The organism is Saccharopolyspora antibiotica (assembly GCF_047200635.1).
Lineage (GTDB): Bacteria > Actinomycetota > Actinomycetes > Mycobacteriales > Pseudonocardiaceae > Saccharopolyspora_C.
In genome coordinates, this window is sequence record NZ_JBJZOI010000004.1 from 112,362 (window position 1) to 132,330 (window position 19,969).

8 protein-coding genes are annotated in these 19,969 nt (G+C 74.5%); 5 read left to right on the top strand and 3 right to left on the bottom strand.

Annotated elements, in window-relative coordinates; translation table 11 throughout:
- Positions 1–84: 84 nt before the first annotated feature.
- Positions 85–1,323 carry an oxygenase MpaB family protein gene (locus ACL03H_RS03970; protein ID WP_412809682.1) on the bottom strand — a complete coding sequence of 413 codons (1,239 nt, stop codon included), beginning with the start codon at positions 1,321–1,323 and terminating at the stop codon, positions 85–87.
- Between the two features lie 59 nt (positions 1,324–1,382).
- Here ACL03H_RS03970 and ACL03H_RS03975 point away from each other — a divergent pair, with 59 nt between their 5' ends.
- Positions 1,383–2,012: a TetR/AcrR family transcriptional regulator gene (locus tag ACL03H_RS03975; protein ID WP_412809683.1), complete on the top strand. Its 630-nt coding sequence runs from the start codon at positions 1,383–1,385 to the stop codon at positions 2,010–2,012.
- A gap of 316 nt (positions 2,013–2,328) precedes the next feature.
- Here ACL03H_RS03975 and ACL03H_RS03980 read toward each other — a convergent pair whose 3' ends face one another.
- Together ACL03H_RS03980 and ACL03H_RS03985 are read right to left on the bottom strand one after the other, a co-directional pair.
- Positions 2,329–3,939 (bottom strand): ABC-F family ATP-binding cassette domain-containing protein, encoded by a 1,611-nt coding sequence (locus ACL03H_RS03980; RefSeq protein ID WP_412809684.1) that lies wholly within the window; start codon positions 3,937–3,939, stop codon positions 2,329–2,331.
- A 389-nt stretch (positions 3,940–4,328) separates the two neighbouring features.
- Positions 4,329–5,429, bottom strand: coding sequence for a type I-E CRISPR-associated protein Cas7/Cse4/CasC (locus ACL03H_RS03985; protein ID WP_412809685.1), 1,101 nt, complete (start codon positions 5,427–5,429; stop codon positions 4,329–4,331).
- A 1,288-nt stretch (positions 5,430–6,717) separates the two neighbouring features.
- Between ACL03H_RS03985 and fabD the strand changes: the two genes are divergently transcribed.
- The 4 genes from fabD to ACL03H_RS04005 all read left to right on the top strand — a co-directional run bounded on the left by fabD (position 6,718) and on the right by ACL03H_RS04005 (position 19,964).
- Entirely contained in the window at positions 6,718–8,295 is a 1,578-nt protein-coding gene (gene fabD / locus ACL03H_RS03990; RefSeq protein ID WP_412809686.1) for an ACP S-malonyltransferase, read from the top strand.
- 38 nt (positions 8,296–8,333) lie between these two features.
- On the top strand, positions 8,334–8,588 hold the full coding sequence (locus ACL03H_RS03995; protein WP_412809687.1) for an acyl carrier protein: 255 nt from the start codon (positions 8,334–8,336) through the stop codon (positions 8,586–8,588).
- Positions 8,589–8,592: 4 nt separating this feature from the next.
- Positions 8,593–10,563, top strand: coding sequence for an asparagine synthase (glutamine-hydrolyzing) (gene asnB / locus ACL03H_RS04000; RefSeq protein WP_412809688.1), 1,971 nt, complete (start codon positions 8,593–8,595; stop codon positions 10,561–10,563).
- A gap of 92 nt (positions 10,564–10,655) precedes the next feature.
- Entirely contained in the window at positions 10,656–19,964 is a 9,309-nt protein-coding gene (locus ACL03H_RS04005) for an SDR family NAD(P)-dependent oxidoreductase (RefSeq protein ID WP_412809689.1), read from the top strand.
- The last annotated feature ends 5 nt before the right edge of the window (positions 19,965–19,969 follow it).

Here is a 19,969-nt window from a genome sequence, read left to right on the forward strand (position 1 = left end):
CCCGGGGCGGACCGATGCCGATCCGGTCTCCGCCGGTCCACGATCACCGCTGTCCGGCGGTGAGCGGGAGCGCCGGTCGGTTGATCAGGTCGGCAGCGCGCCGATCTCGGGCTTGTCCCCGCCGAAGACGCGGTCCAGGTCCCGCTCGGTGTAGCGGTCGCCCGCCCGCTCCAGGTGGCGGCGGCCGATCCGGGTGCGCGCGACCAGCCCGGAGCGCACCAGGTTCCCCGCCCAGATCGGCGGGACCGCCCACATCGGCGTGACCGGCAGCCCCAGGTCCACGAGGCCCCGCCTGCCGAGGAAGTAGCGCAACATGCTCAGCAGCCGCAGCCGCGAGTACGCCCCCGCCAGCGAGCCGAACCGCCCGCGGCCGAGCTCCCGCTGCCCGGCCACCAGCGCCCCGGACAGCGCCGCGCCCGCCGGTGTGACGTCGTCCTGAGCGCGCAGCACGTGGTAGTTGAACCGGTTCTGCTCCCGCTCGGTGTCGAACAGGAAGTCCTCGTCCACCCCCAGCAGCCAGCCCACGTACTTCCAGGCGTGCATCACCGCCCGCGACTCGGCGGGCGTGACCAGCCAGCCCAGCGCGCGCACGCCGAGCAGCAGGGTGCTGTTGAACAGCCCCAGCGTCGCGGCCTGGTCGGCCTGGTTGATCGGCAGGCCCCAGCGCCGCGCGTCCCACCGCCCGTTGCGCTCGAAGCGGTGGTTGATCAGCGCGTGCATGACCCGGACGTGGACGGTGAGCCGGAAGCCCTCGCCGTCGCGGCGCATCCCGCCCGGCCGGCTCACCGCCACCGCCCACTTCTTCGTCTCGCCGAGCCTGCGCATCGCGGTGTCCCCGGTGAGCCCGCCGGTGGCGACCAGCAGGTCCGGCGGCCCGCCGAAGCGGTAGCCGCCGATGAGCGACAGCTGCAGCAGCACGTCGTCGACGTTGCGCCCCATCCGCCGCACGGCGCGGGAGCCGCGCTCCAGCAGGTCGAAGTCGACCCAGTCCGGCACCCGGTCGACCCGGGCGAAGAACTCGCGCAGCGCGGGCGGCGCGTCCGGCACGGCGTCGATCCCGTGCTCCAGCGCGCGGCCGAAGGAGCTCATCGTGACCCGCTCGCCCTCGGGGCGGTCCCGGCCCATGGCGGCGACCAGCCGCGCCGCGGGCTCGTCCCGGTCGAACATCCGCCGCCCGATCCGGTCCAGCAGGGACTCGTCCAGCTCCCGCACTCCGGCGGCCACCCGCAACACCCGGCCGATCCGCTCCGAGCGCTCCGGCGCCCCGAAGAACCTGTCCGGATGCACCGCTTCCGAAGTGCGTTGCGTCACAGGTGGGGTCATGCCGACGATGCTGACACGAAGAATCATTCGCGTTCAACTCGCGTTTCCCAGGAGTCCCCGTGCCACCCCGACCTCGCCGCCCGATGCGCCGCGAACCCGCCCAGGAGCGGTCCCGCGCGATGGTCGCGCGGATCCTCGCCGCCGGACACGCCGTCCTGCTGCGGCACGGCTACGACCGGGCCAGCACCGGTCGCATCGCCGAGGCGGCGGGGGTCAGCCCCGGCTCGCTCTACCAGTACTTCCCGGACAAGCACGCGCTGCTCGGCGAGGTCATCGACCAGCACACCGACCGGCTGCGGACTCGCGTTTCGCGCGCGTTCGTCGCGAACCTCGCCGGGCGATCGGTGGTGGAGGCCGTGCGGGGCAACGTGATCGCGCTGCTGGAGGCGTTCGAGCAGAACGCCGGGCTGCTGCGGGTGATCTACGAGCAGCTGCCGCCCGCCGCCGACACCAGGCGGACCGACTTCAAGCACCGCGTCGACGAGCTCGTCACGACCGCCCTGCTGCTGCACGGCGGCGGGCGCGGTGGGCAGGCCGACGCGGTGGCCTGGGTGCTGGTGCGCACGGTGGAGAACCTGACCATCAGCTACGTGCTGGACCCGCCCGGCATCGACCGGGAGACCGCGGTCGAGGAGATCACCCGGCTGCTCACCGGTTACCTGGCGGACCGCTTCGGTCCGGGTGGCTGAGCGCCGCCTTCCCGCCCCGGCGGCCGAATCGAGCACTCGGCGCCCCCGCTGAGATTCCGCTACCCGTCCCGCGCGGCCGGTCCGAAGGCGACATCCCCTCTCCCAGGGGAGCGGCGGATTCCCGCACCGCGAACTCGGGAGGAGTCGGTTCCAGCGCGGGTCCGCGGCGGGGAGCGGGGACGCCGTGCGCGACGAGGGCGACCGCGTTCCGCTTCCACGCCGGGAACGTCCCCCGCGCGGTGCCTCTGACGATTCTCCGGAGAGCACGGGTGCCCGCGCGGAACGCTCGGCCGGGACGGCGGCGCGCCGCTCGGGATCAGGGATCCTCGCGCAGGTGTCCGCCGGCCAGGTGCAGGCGCCGGGTCGGGCGCAGCCCGGCGAGGAACCGCTCGTCGTGGCTGACCACGACGAGGCCGCCCTCGTAGGCCCGCAGCGCCGACTCCAGCTGCCCGACGCTGACCAGGTCCAGGTTGTTCGTCGGCTCGTCGAGCAGCAGCAGCTGCGGCGCGGGCTCCGCGCACAGCACGCAGGCCAGCGTCGCGCGGAGCCGCTCCCCGCCGGAGAGGTCGCCCACCGGCAGGTGGATGCGGTCGCCCTTGAACAGGAAGCGGGCCAGCACGTGCCGGGAGCGGGAGGGCGGCAGCTCCGGCGCGGCGGCCCGCAGGTTCTCCGCCACGGAGCGATCCAGGTCGAGCAGGTCCAGCCGCTGGGACAGGTGGGCGATCCGGCCGTCGAACCGGCTGATCTCACCGCGCTCCGGCGCGAGCTCCCCGCTGATCAGGTGCAGCAGCGTCGACTTCCCGGAACCGTTGTCCCCGGTGAGCGCGATCCGCTCCGGGCCTCGGATCGACAGCGCGACGCCCTCCCCGGCGAACACCTCGCGGACCCGCAGCCCTTCGCCGGTGAACAGGGTGCGCCCGGCCGGAACCCGGGTGTCGGGCAGCGCGAGCGCGAGCACGTCGTCCTCGCGCAGCGCCCGGTTCGCCTCGTCCAGCTTCTGCCGCGCTTCGTCGACGCGCTGCCCGTGCACGTCGTCCGCTCGTCCCGCCGACTCCTGCGCGCGGCGCTTGCGGGCTCCCGCGAGGATCTTCGGCAGCCCGGCGGACTCGACGTTCCGCGCGGCGTTGCCCGCCCGGCGGTCGGCCCGCTCGCGGGCCTGCTGGCGTTCCCGCTTCTCCCGCTTGAGCTCCTGCTCGGCGTTGCGGGCGTTGCGCTCGGCCACCTCCCGCTCGGCTTGCCGCGCGTGCTCGTAGGCGGTGAAGTTCCCGCCGTACCAACGGATCTCGCCGCGATCGAGCTCGGCGATGCGCTCCATCCGGTCCAGCAGCTCCCGGTCGTGGCTGACCAGCAGCAGGCAGCCCTTCCACTCCGCGAGCACCCGGTGCAGCCGCTCCCGGGCGGTCCGGTCGAGGTTGTTCGTGGGCTCGTCCAGCAGCAGCACGTCCGGCTGCTTGAGCAGCTGCGCGGCGAGGCCGATCGCGATGGCCTGCCCGCCGCTGCACGCGCGCAGCTCGCGGTCCAGCCCGACATCGCCCAGCCCGAGCCGGTCCAGCTCCGCGCGGGCGCGCTCCTCGACGTCCCAGCCGGAGCCGACGGCGGCGAAGTGCCGCTCGTCGGTGTCCCCGGCCTCGATGGCCCGCAACGCCCGCAGCGCGGGCGCGATCTCCAGCACCTCGGCGACGGTGCGATCCCCGCTCAGCGGGAGGGTCTGCGGCAGGTAGCCGACCACGCCGCGCGCGCTCGCGGTCCCCGATCGGGGGACGAGCGCACCGGCGATGAGCTTGAGCAGCGTGCTCTTGCCCGCGCCGTTGGGCGCGACGAGCCCGGTGCGCCCGGGCCCCGCGGTGAACGACAGGTCGTCGAACACGGGCGTGTCGTCCGGCCAGGAGAAGGTGAGGTGGGAACAGGTGATCAACGCATCGGCCATGAGGAGGTCTCCCGCGTCGGGCGGGCGCGCCGCGGCGGCCCGGCGAACGGACGGTGGGGTGGGTACGACGACGCGCCCTCCGAGCCGCCCGGGACCGGGCGGGGGGAGGTGCGCGGCACTCCGGGGTCACCCGGAGATGTCGTCCTCGCTCACCACGCCGACCACTCCTCGCCTCGCGGAACCGCCCTCCGGCCCCGACCGCCCAGCACCGTAACAGCCCGGGCGCGGGGAGCCGAACCGATTTTCCGGCGGCCGATCACCGCTGCTCGTGCCGAGTTGGCGCGGCCCGGATCGCGCCGCCGGATCGGCGTCGCGGCAGCGGTCCGGTCGGCACCGACCGATCAGGTGCCCGTCCCGCTCGCCGGCCGGGGACCGCTCACCCCTCGACGTCAGAGAGCGGCCGCGAGGGTGCGGGTGGTGAGGTCCTCGAAGGTGGTGGCTCGCTGGAAGGCGTCCCCGGGGAGGTCGCCGGCCACGGCGGCGCCGAGGACCGTGCGGATCTCGTCGGTGCCGTAGAAGGAGCGGACCTGGCCGAAGTACTCCACGAGCCGGTCGGCGGACCGCGACAGCACGCCCGCGCCGGAGACGGGGTCGATGAAGGCGTTGATCAGGTTCCACGAACCGTGCTCGCGCACCACGGACAGCACCAGCTCGGGGACCGTGCGGGCGGCCGTCGAGCTGGCCGCCGCGCCGGGCAGCGCGTGCACCAGGCAGCCCAGCCAGGCCTCGGCGGCGCGGGACACCAGCTCCGCGTCCCCGCCGAGGTTGTGCGCGAGGCGTTCCAGGTCGAGGCGGGCGTAGCGGTAGTAGCAGGCCGGGTCCAGAGCGACCAGCGCCGCGTCCGCCTCGGCGGGCGGTGCGCATTCGTGAGTGGAGACCGCGGGCGCCACCTCCGAAGCGGCCCTGGCGCTGAAGTCCTCGCCGCCGAACAGCGCTACGTCGACGGCCTGCCGGGGCGCGAGGACGCGCTCGGCGGCCGCTCGCTGCTCCTCCCGGGAGCGGGCGCCGGGGAGCTTGAGCTCCTCCGCGCGCGCCTCCTCGAAGCCGGCGGCGTTGGCGATGATCTTCTTGCGCCGGTCGGCGCGGTCGGCGAAGTCGTCCCAGCCGTCGAGGCAGAACCGGGCCAGTCCCTCGTCCGCGCGCGGGGCGGTGAACACGACCGACGGGGTCAGCTCCCGCGCCGACAGGCCGAGCCCGAGCTCGTAGAACGCCTCCCGCACCACGTCGGCGGTGTCCTCGGACGGTTCGTCCACGCAGGCCGCGGCGTCGATCCAGCGGCCCGCGTCGCCCACGAGGCGGCGGGTGGAGACTCCCTCGGAGGAGACGCCGAGTCCGCGCGCCGGTAGCAGCCCGCCCGCCGAGTCCCGCAGGAAGCGGCTGGACAGCGAGCCGCGCGGGACGTTGCCGAAGGTGGCCTGCGGCTGCTCCAGGGCCTCCCGGGGGAGGGGGCTCACCGGTACCGACTGGAGCAGGTGCAACTCGACGATCATGATGTGCTGTCCTCCGGGGGAGTGCTGCGAGTTCGCGGGGGGAGGGCGGTGGGCCTCATCGGCACCGCTGGCGGATCGGAATCGGTGCAGTCCGGAATGGGCGGATCAACGGGATCCGCCGACCATCCACCGGGCCGGAACTCACTGGCTCTCCTCCGGGAAGCGGGGCTCATCGGGAGAAGCGGTACCGACGACTCGGCTGGTGCGGCGAGTCGCGCTCAACCGGTTGGACCGGATGGGGGAATTTCGACGACGTTCGACGAGAATCCTCTGGCACTCCACGCTGAGTGCGTTTCGGAATGCGACCTCGTTTCGACGGTAGCAAGTCGAGACGTTCGTGCCAACGCGCCCCCGGATTCGGTTTTCGGCGCTGTGCGCAGGGAAAACGTCGACTCCGCCGCGGTCGTGCCCGAGCGGGCGTTGGGGTTTCCCGCGGCGGGAGGCGGCTCACCTGCGGGAATGCCGCGCGGTTCTCATATCGGAACAATTTGGTTCCGCAGATCCTGGATCCGGTGTGATCTGAGCCCCTCCGCCGGGCGTGCCGCGACGTCATGGTTCCCCGGTTCGGGTGCGGTGCCCGGGGTGGCGGACCCGACCAAGATTCCGTCCACTTCGGACGATCTGCGCGAGTCTCGCGGGTCGGATGCGGCGGGCGGCGGCGGGGCGACGCGGGACCGATCGTCGCCATTCCCCTTCCGCGGATCCTCCCGAATTGCCGCCGGTCGTGAAATGAGCGATCTGGTCCCGGTAGGCGACCTCGTTCTGGTTCTGGTGGAAAAAGTTCTCAATGGGCGTCTTCGTCGTTTTCGTGAAATGAGGTGGGGTGTCGGGGGCCTGAGGTGGACTCCGGCGGTCGACGACCGGCGCGGCGGCGCGGACCCGGATCGGACCGTCGCGCGCGCAGCGTTTCCGCCGAGCGGCACGGGGGTTCGGCGGTGCCGCGTCCCCTCGGAAGGCCGTGCGCGGCGCGGCCGGGCGGCGTCGCGCGCCTGTTCAGCTGGGCCGCGAGTGCGGCGGGACTCGTCCCAGGCTGCGTTCGCGCCGCGCCCTCGGCCTTGGGTGGCGGCGCCGATCTGACACCGTCGGCGGAGTTGCTGGTGATTTCCCTAGACGAGCGCCTGGGGATTTCCTTAGATGTCCTGGAAACGCAGTTCTCCTGATTGCGGAGCGTTCCGCGGCTTCTCTAGCGTGATCGCCAGATTGGTCCCGGAACGGGTTATCGCGAAATCGGGAGGCGCGCTATGCACCTAGGTGGTTCCTCGCTCCGGAACAGCGCGGCGGAGCGCGCGTGAACGCCTCCGGAGCCGCAGCGCACGCCGTCCTGTTCCCCGGTCAGGGGTCCCAGCACCGGGGCATGGGCGCGGGCCTGTTCGAGCGCTTCCCCGCGCTCACCGACCTCGCCCGGGAGGTCCTCGGTTACGACCTTCCCCTGCTGTGCCAGCAGGATCCGGACGGGCGGCTCGACGACACCCGCTACGCGCAGCCCGCGCTCTACGTGGTCAACGCGCTGTCCTACCTGGACTCGGTGGCCGCCGGAGAGCCCGAGGGGGAGTTCCTGCTCGGGCACAGCCTCGGTGAGTACAACGCCCTGCACGCGGCGGGCGTCTTCGACTTCGAGACCGGCCTGAAGCTGGTGGCCAAGCGCGGCGAGCTGATGTCGCGGGCCGGGGGCGGCGGGATGCTGGCGGTGCTCGGCCTCGGCCACGACGAGCTGCGCGGGCTGCTCGCCGAGCACGAACTGTCCGAACTGGACCTCGCGAACATCAACACCGATGCGCAGCTGGTCCTCTCCGGCGACCGCGCGCAGCTCGACCGCGCCCGGCGGGAGCTGGAGCTGCGGCGGGTGCGCTGCGCTCCGCTGAAGGTCTCCGGTGCCTTCCACTCCCGGTGGATGGCCCCGGCCCGCGACGAGTTCGCCGCGTTCCTCCGGGGATTCCGCTTCGAGCCGCCCCGGGCCACCGTGATCGCGAACCTGACCGCGCTGCCCCACGCCGAGAACGACCTCGCCGCGACGCTGGCCGAGCAGATCACCGAGCCGGTGCGCTGGCTCGACAGCGTCCGCTACCTGCTGCGGCGCACCACCCCGGAGCGCTGTCGCGAAGCGGGCGGCAGCGGAGTGCTCACCCGGATGCTCGGGCAGATCGCCGCGACGCCCCCGGCCGAGCGGACGCGCCCCCGGGTGTTCGGCATCGCGCACGCGGGCGGCGACGAGCGCGCCTACGCGGGGCTCGCCGAGCAGGCCCCCGACCTGGACGTGGTGGTGCTGGAGCGACCCGGGCGCGGCACCCGCAGCGGCGAACCGTTGCTGTCGGATCCGGTGGCGATCGTCGAGGACCTGCTCGCGCGGCTGCGGGACCGGCTCGACGACGCCACGCCCTACGCGCTCTACGGGCACAGCCTCGGCGCCCGGCTCGCCTTCCTGCTCTGCCACCGGATCCGGCAGGAGGGGCTGCCCGCCCCGGCGCACCTGCTCGTCTCCGGTGAGAGCGGGCCCGCGCTGCCCAGCCGCGAGCGCGACACCTGGCGGCTCCCCGGCGCGGAGTTCTGGGAGCGCCTGGAGCGGCTCGGCGGGCTGCCCGCGGAACTGCGCGAGCACGAGGACCTGATGGCCTTCTACGAGCGCGTCCTGCGCGCCGACTTCACCGCACTCGCCGCCTTCACCCACCCCGACCTGCCGCCGCTGGACCTCCCCATCACCGCCATCACCGGCGAGGACGAGTGGTTCACCCGCGCCGACGTGGAGGCCTGGCAGCAGGAGAGCACCCGGCCGCTGCGCACCCACCGGTTCCCCGGCGACCACTTCTTCATCCGCCAGCAGTGGCCGGCGCTGGGCCGCATCGCCCGGTGCGCGCTCGCGACCACCTGAGACCGCCCGCCCGACGATCCCGAGGCAGAGGAACCGCCATGAAGCAGGAACTGCAGGACTACCTCGAAGAGCGATTCATGTTCGAGTTCGACGCCGAGATCACCGAGGACACCGACCTGTTCAAGGCCGGGATCCTCGACTCCTTCGGCTACATCGCGCTGATGACGCACCTGGAGCAGGAGTACGGGGTGCGGTTCGGCGAGGACGAGCTGCTGGGCAACGTGATGGTCTCGCTGGCGGGCATCGCGGAGTTCGTCGACGGCGCCCGCGAGCGGGCGCTCGAAGGCCGGTGACCCCATGTGCGGCATCGCGGGCTTCTACGGCGGCGCGGGCGACCCCGCGGGCGCACCGGAGCTGGTGCGGGACATGCTCGCGCAGATCGAGCACCGCGGTCCGGACGAGGCGGGCTGCTACCTCGACGACCGAGTCGCCATGGGGACCGCGCGGCTCAGCATCATCGACCTCGCCAGCGGGCAGCAGCCCGTCGGCGGCGAGGACGAGCGCTTCTGGCTCTGCTACAACGGCGAGCTCTACAACTACCGCGAGCTGCGGGCCGAGCTCGTCGCGCGCGGGGCGCGGTTCCGCACCGAGTCGGACACGGAGGTGGTGCTGCGCGCCTGGGAGGAGTGGGGACCGGAATGCCTGCCGAGGTTCAACGGGGCGTTCGCGTTCGCCGTCCACGACTCGGTCACCGGTGAGCTGCACCTCGTGCGGGATCGCTTCGGCAAGCGTCCGCTGTTCGTGGCCCGGCACGAGGGCACCTGGCTGTTCGCCTCGGAGATGAAGGCGTTCCTGGCCTACCCCGGGTTCCGCTTCGAGTTCGACCCCGCCGAGCTCTCCTCGATCTTCGCGACCTGGACGCCGCTGCCCGGCCAGAGCGGGTACTGGGGGATCGAGCAGGTCCCGATGGGGGAGTACCTGGCGCTGCGCGGCGAGCGGGTGCGACGCGGGCGGTGGGCGCCGCTGGACCTCACCCCCGGGCCCGCCCCCGACTCCGAGGAGGAGGCCGTGGAGCAGGTCCGCGCGGAGCTGGAGCGGGCGGTGGACGTGCGGCTGCGCAGCGACGTGGAGGTCGGGGTGTACGCCTCCGGCGGCCTGGACTCCTCGATCATCGCGCACCTCGCGGCGCGGCGCGCCGACCGTCCGCTGCGGACGTTCTCCGTCGAGTTCGAGGACGCCGAGTTCGACGAGTCCGCTGAGCAGGAGGAGCTCGCCGCGCACCTGGGCACCCGGCACTCGACGGTGCGGGTCTCCGACGCGGACGTCGCCGATGCCTTCCCCGAGGCCGTGCGCCACGCCGAGGTGCCCGCGTTCCGCACCGCCTTCGTGCCGATGCACCTGCTGGCCCGCCGGGTCCGGCAGGACGGGATCAAGGTGGTGCTCAGCGGGGAGGGCGCGGACGAGGCCTTCCTCGGTTACGGGATCTTCAAGGACACCCGGCTGCTGTCGGAGTGGCACGAGCTCGACGACCGGACCCGCCGCGAGCGGATGGGCCGCCTCCACCCCTACCTGGCGCACTTCAGCGGCGCCGACGAGCAGCGCCGGATGCTGGGGGTCTACCAGCAGTTCGCCACCGAGCAGCGGCCCGGTCTGTTCTCGCACCAGATGCGGTTCCAGAACGGTCGCTTCGCCGCCCGGCTGCTCGCCGAACCCGGGGATCCGCTCGGGGCGATCGAGCGGCTGGTGGCCGAGGAACCGGGCTACGCCGCGCTCAGCCCGGTGCGCAAGGCGCAGTGGCTGGAGTTCCGCACCCTGCTGGCCGGGTACCTGCTGTCCACCCAGGGCGAGCGGATGGCGCTGGCGCACGGCGTGGAGAACCGGTGCCCGTTCCTGGATCCCGCCGTGGTGCGGCGCGCGGCCGCGCTCAACGGCCGCTTCGGCGACCCCTACGACGAGAAGCACCTGCTCAAGCGCGCCTACGCGGACGTGCTGCCGGAGCGGATCGTGCGGAAGGGCAAGTTCCCCTACCGGGCCCCGGATTCCGCGGTGTTCGTCAGGTCCCGCCCGGACTACCGGGACCTGCTGCTGGACCAGGACACCCTGGAGGAGATCCCGGTGCTGGACGCGCGATTCGCGCGCCGCTTCGTGAACCGGATCTTCGACACCCCGCCGGAGCGCACCGGCACCAAGGAGAACCAGGCGTTCGTGCTGCTGGCCTCGACGGTCTGGCTGCACCACTGGTACGTGCGCGGCCGAGGCCGCCGCCGCGATCCGCTCGCGGTCCCGCTGCGCGTCGTGGACCGCCGCCGCAGCGCGGTGCCCGCCTGAGCGCGAGCGCACCGACAGCACGCAGCACCCGGCCGCGGAGGCCGGGTGGGACAGCGCCCGGGGGCGGGTGCCGGAGAGGGAGAAGATCTGACATGGACCACCCGGCCGGTGACCAGGACGTCGCCATCATCGGGACCTCGCTGCGGCTGCCCGGCTCGCGCACGATGGACGAGTTCTGGGGACATCTGGCTGCGGGCCGCTCCCTGATCAGCGAGGTGCCGGCGCGGCGGTGGCGCAAGGAGGACCACCTCGGCGACCCGCGCCGCGAGGTGAACAGGACCAACTGCGCCTGGGGCGGCTTCGTCGACGACGTGGACTGCTTCGACGCCGAGTTCTTCCAGGTCTCCCCGCGCGAGGCGCGCGCGATGGACCCGCAGCAGCGGATGGCGATGGAGCTGAGCTGGCACGCGCTGGAGGACGCCGGGTACCGGGCCGACCGGCTCGCGGGCACCGCCACCGGGGTGTTCCTGGGCGTCTGCCACTGGGACTACGCCGAACTCGTGGAGCAGGAGGTCGCCGAGGTCGACGCCTACTACCCGACCGGCTCCGCCTACGCGATCATCGCCAACCGGGTCTCGCACCACTTCGACTTCCGCGGTCCGAGCGTCGTCAACGACACGGCCTGCTCCAGTTCGCTCATCGCGGTGCAGCAGGCCGTGCAGGCGCTGCTGAACGGCGACTGCGAGCACGCCCTGGCGGGCGGGGTGAACCTGACCTGGTCGGTGCGGCACTTCATCGCCTTCGCCAAGGCCGGGATGCTCTCGCCGGACGGTCTGTGCCGCGCGTTCGACGCGGGCGCCAACGGGTACGTGCGCGGCGAGGGCGGCGGGGTGGTCCTGCTCAAGCGGGCCGCCGACGCCCGCCGCGACGGCGATCCGGTGCACGCGGTGATCAAGGGCGTCGGCAGCAACCACGGCGGGCGCACCAGCTCGCTCACCGTCACCAACCCGGACGCGCAGGCCGCGCTGATCGCCGGGGTGTACCGGCGGGCGGGGATCGATCCGCGCACCGTGACCTACGTGGAGGCGCACGGCCCGGGGACCCCGGTGGGCGATCCGATCGAGATCTCCGGGCTGAAGAAGGCCTTCGCCGCGCTGGAAGCCGAGCGCGCGTCCGACGCGGACGACCGGGAGCACCGCTGCGGCGTCGGCTCGGTGAAGACCAACATCGGGCATCTCGAAGGAGCCGCCGGGATCGCCGGGTTGCTCAAGGTGGTGCTGGCGATGCGGCACCGGCGGCTGCCCCGCACCGTGAACTTCGAGCGGCTCAACCCGCTGATCAAGCTCGCGAGCAGCCCGCTGCACGTGGTCGACGAGCTCGCCGAGTGGGACGCGCCCGGTCCGCTGCGGGCCGGGGTGAGCTCCTTCGGCTTCGGCGGCACCAACGCCCACGTGCTGCTGGAGTCCGCCGAGCCCGAGACGACCGAACCCGCCCCGGTCGAGCACGACGGGTGGTGGCTGCCGGTCTCCGCGCGCGACGAGGAGCGGTTGCGGGAGCAGTGCGCCGCGCTCGCCGCCTGGGCGCGGTCGCGGATCGAACGCGACGAGCCGCCGGCGCTGGTCGACGTCGCCCGCACCCTGCGCGAGGGCAGGACGCCGATGCGCGAGCGCGTCGCGTTCCGCGCCGAGGACGTCGACGGCTGGCTGGCGCAGCTGGACGCGGTGGCCGGTGGGGCGGAGCCCCCCGCCGGCGTGCTGCGCGGCAGCGCCGGGGGCGGTGCGCCGGACGGGCTCGACGTCGACGACCTCACCGAGCTCGGCGCGCGCTGGCTGGAGCGGGGTCGGCACGAGAAGTTCGCGACCGCCTGGGTGAGCGGTCTCCCGGTGGACTGGGCGGACTGGCCCGCGCGGGGGCGGCGGCTGCACCTGCCCGGGACCTCCTTCGCTCGCACCCCGCACTGGTTCACCCCGACCGCGCCCTCGCACCTCGCTCCCGCCGCCCCGGCCGAAACCCCGGTGCTGGGCGAGGCGCGGGCCGCGGAGGGGGCCTGGGAGTTCCCGGTGCGCTTCGACGCGACGCAGGGCTTCGTGCGCGACCACGTGGTCGGCGGTTCCCGGCTCGTGCCGGGCGTGGCGGTGCTCGACCTCGTGCGCACCGCCGCCGGGCAGGACGCCGTCGCCGACGGCCGCGCGCCCCGGCTGCGGCACGCGGTGTGGATCCGTCCCCTGGAGGTGGGCGCCGACGGGCTGTCCGCCCGGCTGCGGCTGGTCCCCGGCGGTGACGGCTACGACTACGCGCTGCTCGACGCGGCCGGGGCGCCCTGCGCCAGCGGCCGGATCGATTACGGTTCGCCCGAATCCGAATCCGAATCCGTTGACCTGGACGGGTTGCGCGCGAGGTACCCGCACCGATTGGACGCCGAGGGCGGTTACGCGGCGCTGCGGGCCAGCGGCATCGAGCACGGCCCCGCGATGCGCGCGCTGACCGGCGTGCGCACCGGGCCGGACGGCGTGCTCGCCGAGCTGGCCCTGCCCGCCGCCGCCGAGCCCGGAGCCGGACTGCACCCGGCCGTGCTGGACAGCGCGCTGCTCGCGGCGCTGGCGCTCGGCGATCCGGACGGGGGCTGGCGGACGCCGCCCACCCCGGCGGTGCCGTTCGCGCTCGACGAGCTCACCGCGCACGGCCCGACCACCTCGACGATGCACGCCCGGCTGCGCGCCGCCGGGCGCGGCAAGGTCGACGTGGACCTGTTCGACGAGCGGGGGCGGCTGTGCGCGCACCTCGGGGGTTACACCGCTCGCCCCCTCGGCGGCGCGGCGGCGGACCCGGACGGAGAGCTGCTGGAGGTGACGGGGGACTGGGTCGAGGCTCCGGCCGCGCCGGAGGGACCTGGCGTGCCGGTGACCGTGCTCAACGCGGTGCTGGAGGAGGACCTGGTGCCCGCCACCGCCGCCCGCCTCGGGATGGAGGTGCGGGCGCTGCCGGTGTCCGGCCGGGCCGACGAGGCCACCGAGATGCGCACCGCCTTCGAGTCCTGCTACGAGCTGGTGCAGCGGATGCGCGGCCGGGGCCGGGTGCTGGTGGTCGCGCCGGGCGCGCCGGACTCGCCGGTGTTCGGCCCGCTGGCGGCCCTGTTCAAGAGCGCGGCCCTGGAGAACCCCGCGTTCCGGGGCTCGGTGGTGCTCGTGGAGGACGCGGATCCGCGCGACGCGGCGGGGTTCGAGCGGCTCGTGCGCGCCGAGTCGGGTTGCGCCGACCCGGAGGTCGCCCACCGCGCCGACGGGAGGCGGCTGCGCCACGACACCGCCGAGCTGGGCCCCGGAGGCTCGGCCGCCGAGCAGGGGGAGAGCCTGCTGCGCACCGGCGGGGTGTACTGGATCACCGGCGGGGCCGGGGGGATCGGACGGTTGCTCGCCGAGCACCTGTGCACCCGCTACGGGGCGACCGTGGTCCTCGGCGGCCGCTCCGAGCACAGCCCGGCCGTCGCCGCGCTCGCCGCGCGGGTGCCGCGCGGGCGGGTGCGCTACCTGCGGGCCGACGTCACCGATCCCGATTCGGTGCGTGCCGCGGTGGCCGCCGTGCGCGCCGAACACGGCGCGCTGCACGGGATCTTCCACGCGGCCGGGGTGCTCGACGACGGCTACTTGACGGCGAAGCCGCTGGCGGGCACGGCCGCCGTGCTCGCGCCGAAGGTGGCGGGCACCGCGCACCTCGACGCCGCCACCCGGGACGCCGGGCTGGACTTCCTGCTGCTGTTCGGCTCGGTGGCGGGCGCGTTCGGCAACGCGGCGCAGGCCGATTACGCGGCCGCGAACGCGCACCTGGACGCCTTCGCCGCGCGGCGGCAGGCCGCGGGGGCGCTCACCCGGGTCGTCGACTGGCCGCTGTGGGCCGAGGGCGGGATGCGGATGGACGCCTCGACGCTGGCCTACCTGCGCAAGCGCACCGGCACCGTCCCGCTGCCCAGCGAGGTCGGGCTGGACGCGATCGAGCGCTCGCTGCGCACCGGTGCGCCGGTGCGGCGGGTGGTGCTGTTCGGCGAGGTGCCGAAGCTGCGGGTCCACGCGGGCCTGGACCGGCCCGCGCCCACCCCGGCCCCGGCCGGTCCCGCCGCGCGGGGGGAGCTCGACGAGGCGGAGCTGACCGCGCGCACCCAGGACTTCCTGCGGGAGGCCTTCGCGCGGGTCACCGGGCAGGACGCGGACGACGTGCTGGTCGACGAGAAGCTGGAGCACTACGGCATCGACTCCATCGCGATCGTCGATCTCACCAGCGCGCTGGAGGACTCCTTCGGCTCGTTGCCGAAGACCTTGTTCTTCGAGCACGTGGACCTGCGCGGCGTGGCGCAGCACTTCCTCGCCGAGCACCGGCCCCGGCTGCTGGAGCTGCTGGCACCGCGGGAGTCCACATCGGACACCGTTGTCGCCCCTGGGCCCGCGCCGGCCGATCCCGCCGCGCCGGCCGAACCCGTCCCGGAAAGCCGCGCCACCACGGCCCCCGCCTCGACCACCCCGCGCCCCGTCGAGCCCCGCACCGACCCGGGGCGCCACGACATCGCCGTGATCGGCATGGCCGGGCGCTACCCGGGAGCCGAGACCCTGGAGGAGTTCTGGGAGCTGCTCAGCGAGGGCCGGCACAGCTTCGAGACCGTGCCCAGCTCCCGCTGGCGGCAATCCGACCTCTACTTCGACGAGCGCGACGTGCCCGGCAAGACCGTGGTGCGCACCGGCACCTTCCTGCGCGACGTGGACGCCTTCGACCCGCGCTACTTCACCATCTCCCAGCGCGACGCCGAGCTGATGTCCCCGGAGGTGCGGCTGTTCCTGCAAGCGGGCGTCACCGCGCTGGAGGACGCCGGGTACTCGCGGGAGACGCTGCGCCGCCGCTACGACGGGGACGTGGGCGTGCTCGTCGGCTCGATGAACAACAGCTACTCGCTCTACGGCTTCCAGAACATGCTCCAGCGGGGCACCGCGACCTCCGGCAGCGAGGTCGGCGTGCTGGCCAACATGCTGTCCTACCACTACGGCTTCACCGGGCCCTCGGTCTTCGTGGACACCATGTGCGCCTCGTCCTCGGCCTGCGTCCACCAGGCGGTGCGGCTGCTGCGCGAGGGCGAGACCCGGATGGCCGTGGTCGGCGGCATCAACCTGATGCTGCATCCGTACGACCTGATCTCCACCTCGCAGGCCCACTTCACCAGCAAGTCCGCCGACGTGGTGCGCAGCTACGGCCAGGGCGCGGACGGCACGATCCTCGGCGAGGGCGTCGGAGCGGTGGTGCTGAAGCCGCTCGCGGAGGCGGTGGCCGACGGCGACCACGTGCACGGCGTGATCAAGGGCAGCGGGCTGACGAACGCGGGCGTGCGCAACGGGTTCACCGTCCCCAGCCCCCGGCAGCAGGCCCGCGCCATCGAGCGGGCGCTGGACGACGCCGCCGTGGACGCCCGCACCATCAGCTACCTGGAGGGCCACGGCTCGGCGACCGCGCTCGGCGACCCGATCGAGATCAAGGGGGCGAGCCTCGCGTTCGGCAGGCACACCGGCGATCGCGGGTTCTGCGCGCTGGGCTCGGTGAAGTCGAACGTGGCGCACCTGCTGTCGGGTTCCGGGCTGGTCGGGCTGACGAAGGTGCTGCTGCAGCTGAGGCACCGCACGCTGGCGCCCTCGCCGCACTCCGAGGAGCTCAGCCCCGCCATCGACTTCGAGCAGACCCCGTTCACCGTGCAGCGGGAGCGGGCGGAGTGGCGGCGGCCGGTGCTCGACGGGGCCGAGGTGCCGCGCCGGGCCGGGGTGACCTCGATCGGCGCGGGCGGCGCCAACGTCCACCTCGTCGTCGAGGAGCACGACGCGGCGGTGGTCTCCGCTCCGGAGAGCGGGCGGCCGCAGGTGCTCGCGATCTCCGCGATGACCCCCCGGGTGCTGCGGACCGTGCTGCGCGATCTGCGCGAGCACGTGCGCGCGCACCGGCCGGGCCTGGACGCGCTCGCGCACGCCCTGCAAACCGGGAAGAACGAACTTCCCTGCCGGCTCGCCTTCGTCGCCACCGACGCGGACGACGCGCTCGCGAGGCTCACCGAGCTGTCCGAGGTGGACTGGACGGCGGATCCCGCGGTGCCCGGCGGAGCGCACTTCACCGCCAGCACGCTGCGCCGTCGCCGCGGCTCCGATCCGGAGTCCGCGGCGCGGGCGCTGGCCGAGCGGGATCTCCCCGGGATCGCCGGGCACTGGGCGGCCGGGGCCGAGGTCGACTGGGACCGGTTGTGGCCCTCGGGCGCGCGCCCGGCGAAGCACGCGCTGCCGGCCTACCCGTTCGAGAAGGTCCGCTGCTGGTACCCGGAGTTCGACGACGCGCCGAGCGTGCTGCGCCCGCTGGCCTTCACCCGCCGCGCGCATCCCTGGGTCGGGACGAACCGCTCCGACCTGCGCGGAGTCCGCTACGCGCTGGTGCTGCGCGGGGACGAGCTGCTGGACTACGAGCACACCGCGGGCCGCAGGCGGCGGTACGCCACGCTGGCGCTGCTCGACGGCGCGCTGGCCTTCGCCCGGCTCGCCGGGCTCGGCGACGGGCCGCTGCGCGTCCGCGACGCCGAGTGGGCCGCGCTGCCCGCGCCCGACGACGAGCCGGTGGAGCTGGAGTGGCGGCTCGGGACCGGTCCGGACGGAGCGCACCACGTCGCGCTGCACCACCCGGACGGCACCGTCCGCTTCACCGCGATCGTCGAGAGCGGTCCGGGCCCCCGGGTGCCCGGCGCCCGGGTGGACCTGCCGCCGGAGCTGGACGAGGCGGGCTTCTACGCCGCGCTCGCCGAGTCCGGCATCGACCCCCGGCCCTACGCGCGCGGCGTGCGCGGCGTGGCGGCGCTCGACGCCGGCGGGCTGCTGGTCCGGGTCGCGGAACCGGCGATGTGCCAGGATCCGCACAAGCAGCGGGTGCACCTGCCCGCGTGGGTGCTCACCGGGTTGCTGCAAGGGGTGCAGCACGCCACCGGGCAGCCCGACGCCACCGTCCTCCGGGTCGGTGCCGTGCACGGGGAGGGCCTGGAGCGGACCCGCGCGCTGCTGCTGACCCGAACCGGACCTGGCGAGTTCCGGGTGGACCTGCTCGACGAGCGGGGCGATGGTCTCGGGCGGATCGAGCGCGCCGAGTTCGGCACCGGTCCGCTGCCCGGCGCGCTGCGCGCCGCCCCCGGCGCGGTCCCGGCCGAGGTGGCCGCGGCTCCGCCGAGCGCCACCGCCGAGCCCGCACCGGAACCCGCCGGGGGCGACGGGCTCGTCGACGCGCTGCGGCAGGTCGTGGCCGACCTGCTCAAGTTCGACCTCGCCGACATCGACGCGGACACCCACTTCCACGCCTACGGCTTCGAATCCATCGCGCTGGCGACGCTGTCCACCGAGGTGGGAGCCCTGTTCGGCGTGCGGTTGAGCCCGGCGGTGTTCTTCGAGTGCCCGAACGTCCGCACCCTCGCCGAGCACCTGGCGGGGGAGCACGGGGTCACCGCCGCCCCGGCGCCCGCTCCGCTGCCCGGACCCGCGCTCACCACCCCCCGGACCGAGCCCGAGCCCGCCGCCGACGACGCGGTGGCCGTCGTCGGCGCCGCCGGGAGGTTCCCCGGCGCGGCCGACCTCGACGAGTTGTGGCAGCGCCTCAGCGAGGGCGCGGACCTGATCACCCCGTACCCGGGTGACCGCTTCGACTCCCGCTACGCCGGGACCGTCGCGGCCACCGACTTCCCCAAGTTCGCCGGGCAGCTCGACGGCGTGGACCGCTTCGACGCGGACTTCTTCAGCATCTCCCGGCTGGAGGCCGAGCTGATGGATCCGCAGCAGCGGCTCGCGCTGGAGGTGGTGTGGGCGGCGCTGGAGGACGGCGGCTACTCCCCGGCCCGGCTGCCGGAGAGCACCGGGGTGTTCTTCGGCGTCTCCGGCAACGACTACCACCACCTGCTCAACGCCAGCGGTGTCGCGCCCGACGGCTACACCGCCACCGGAAACGCGCACTCGGTGCTGGCGAACCGGATCTCCTTCGTGCTCGACGTGCGCGGTCCGAGCGAACCCGTGGACACCGCCTGCTCCAGCTCGCTGATCGCGCTGCACCGGGCCGCCGAGAGCGTCCGCTCCGGCCGGTGCGCGATGGCGCTGGCGGGCGGGGTGAACCTGCTGCTGAGCGTGGACACCTTCGCGGCGGCCCAGCAGTCCGGGATGCTCAGCCCGGACGGGCGGTGCAAGACCTTCGCCGAGGGAGCCGACGGCTACGTGCGGTCCGAGGGCGTCGCGGCGGTGCTGCTCAAACCGCTCGCGGCGGCCCGCCGGGACGGCGATGCCATCTGGGGCGTGCTGCGCGGCAGCGCCGAGAACCACGGCGGTCGCGCCGGATCGCTCACCGCGCCCAACGGCCGGGCGCAGGCCGCGCTGGTCCGGGAGGCGATGCGCGGAGTCGAACCGGGCAGCGTCGGCTACGTCGAGGCGCACGGCACCGGCACCGCACTCGGCGACCCGGTTGAGGTCAACGCCCTGGCCGCGGCCTACCGGGAGCTCGGCGGTCCCGGGGCGGACGGCAGGCCGTGGGCGCTCGGCTCGGTGAAGACGAACATCGGGCACGCGGAATCGGCGGCGGGCCTGGCCGGGGTGCTCAAGGTGCTGCTGGCGATGCGGCACCGCGCGCTGCCGCCGACGCTGCACTGCGAGCGGCTCAACCCGCACCTGCCCTCCGGCGAGGAGTTCGAGGTGGTGCGCGAGGCGCGCCGCTGGGAGCCCCGCACCGACGCCACCGGGCGGGCCTGGCCGCTGCGCGCCGGGGTGAGCAGCTTCGGCTTCGGCGGCGCCAACGCGCACGTGGTGCTGGAGGAGCCGCCGCCGCCCGCACCGGCCGCCGCCCCCGCCGGGCCGCAGGCGGTGGTGCTCTCCGCGCGCGACGACGAGCGGCTGCGCGAACTCGCGCGCCGGTGGCGAGACCTGCTGTCCGGGTCGGAGGCCCCGGCGCTGGCCGAGGCCGCCCGCACCGCGCAGCTCGGCCGGGAGGCGATGGAGCGGCGGCTCGGCGTGGTCGCCGGCTCCGCGGCCGAGGTCGTCGCCGCCTTGGACCGCTACCTCGCCGGGGACGCGGCGGCCGTGCACCTCGGCGGGGTGCCGCGTTCCCGGGGGACCGGGGTGCGGCGCGACGCCGGGCAGGACCCGGAGGTGGCCCGCGCGCTGCGCGACCGGCGGCTGGACGAGGTGGTCGCGCGCTGGTGCGACGGAGCCCGGGTGGACTGGGCCGCGCTGCACCCGGCCGGGCTGCGGACCGTCCCGGTGCCGCGACACCCGTTCGCCCGCGAGCGGTACTGGGTCCCGGAGAGCCGCGCCGCGGCGCCCGTCGCCGCCCCGCCGCCGGAACCCGACTTCGACCCCGGCGCCTACGCGGCCCTGCTGGACGCGGTCCTCGACGACCGCCTCGGCCCGGACGCCCTCAGCGATGCCTGACCGCC

What these genes read in the sequence shown, in the direction of transcription:
- ACL03H_RS03970 (WP_412809682.1), bottom strand. Translation starts at nt 1,323, where the DNA reads ATGACCCCACCTGTGACGCAACGCACTTCGGAAGCGGTGCATCCGGAC.
- ACL03H_RS03980 (WP_412809684.1), bottom strand. Translation starts at nt 3,939, where the DNA reads ATGGCCGATGCGTTGATCACCTGTTCCCACCTCACCTTCTCCTGGCCG.
- ACL03H_RS03985 (WP_412809685.1), bottom strand. Translation starts at nt 5,429, where the DNA reads ATGATCGTCGAGTTGCACCTGCTCCAGTCGGTACCGGTGAGCCCCCTC.
- ACL03H_RS03995 (WP_412809687.1), top strand. Translation starts at nt 8,334, where the DNA reads ATGAAGCAGGAACTGCAGGACTACCTCGAAGAGCGATTCATGTTCGAG.
- asnB (WP_412809688.1), top strand. Translation starts at nt 8,593, where the DNA reads ATGTGCGGCATCGCGGGCTTCTACGGCGGCGCGGGCGACCCCGCGGGC.
- ACL03H_RS04005 (WP_412809689.1), top strand. Translation starts at nt 10,656, where the DNA reads ATGGACCACCCGGCCGGTGACCAGGACGTCGCCATCATCGGGACCTCG.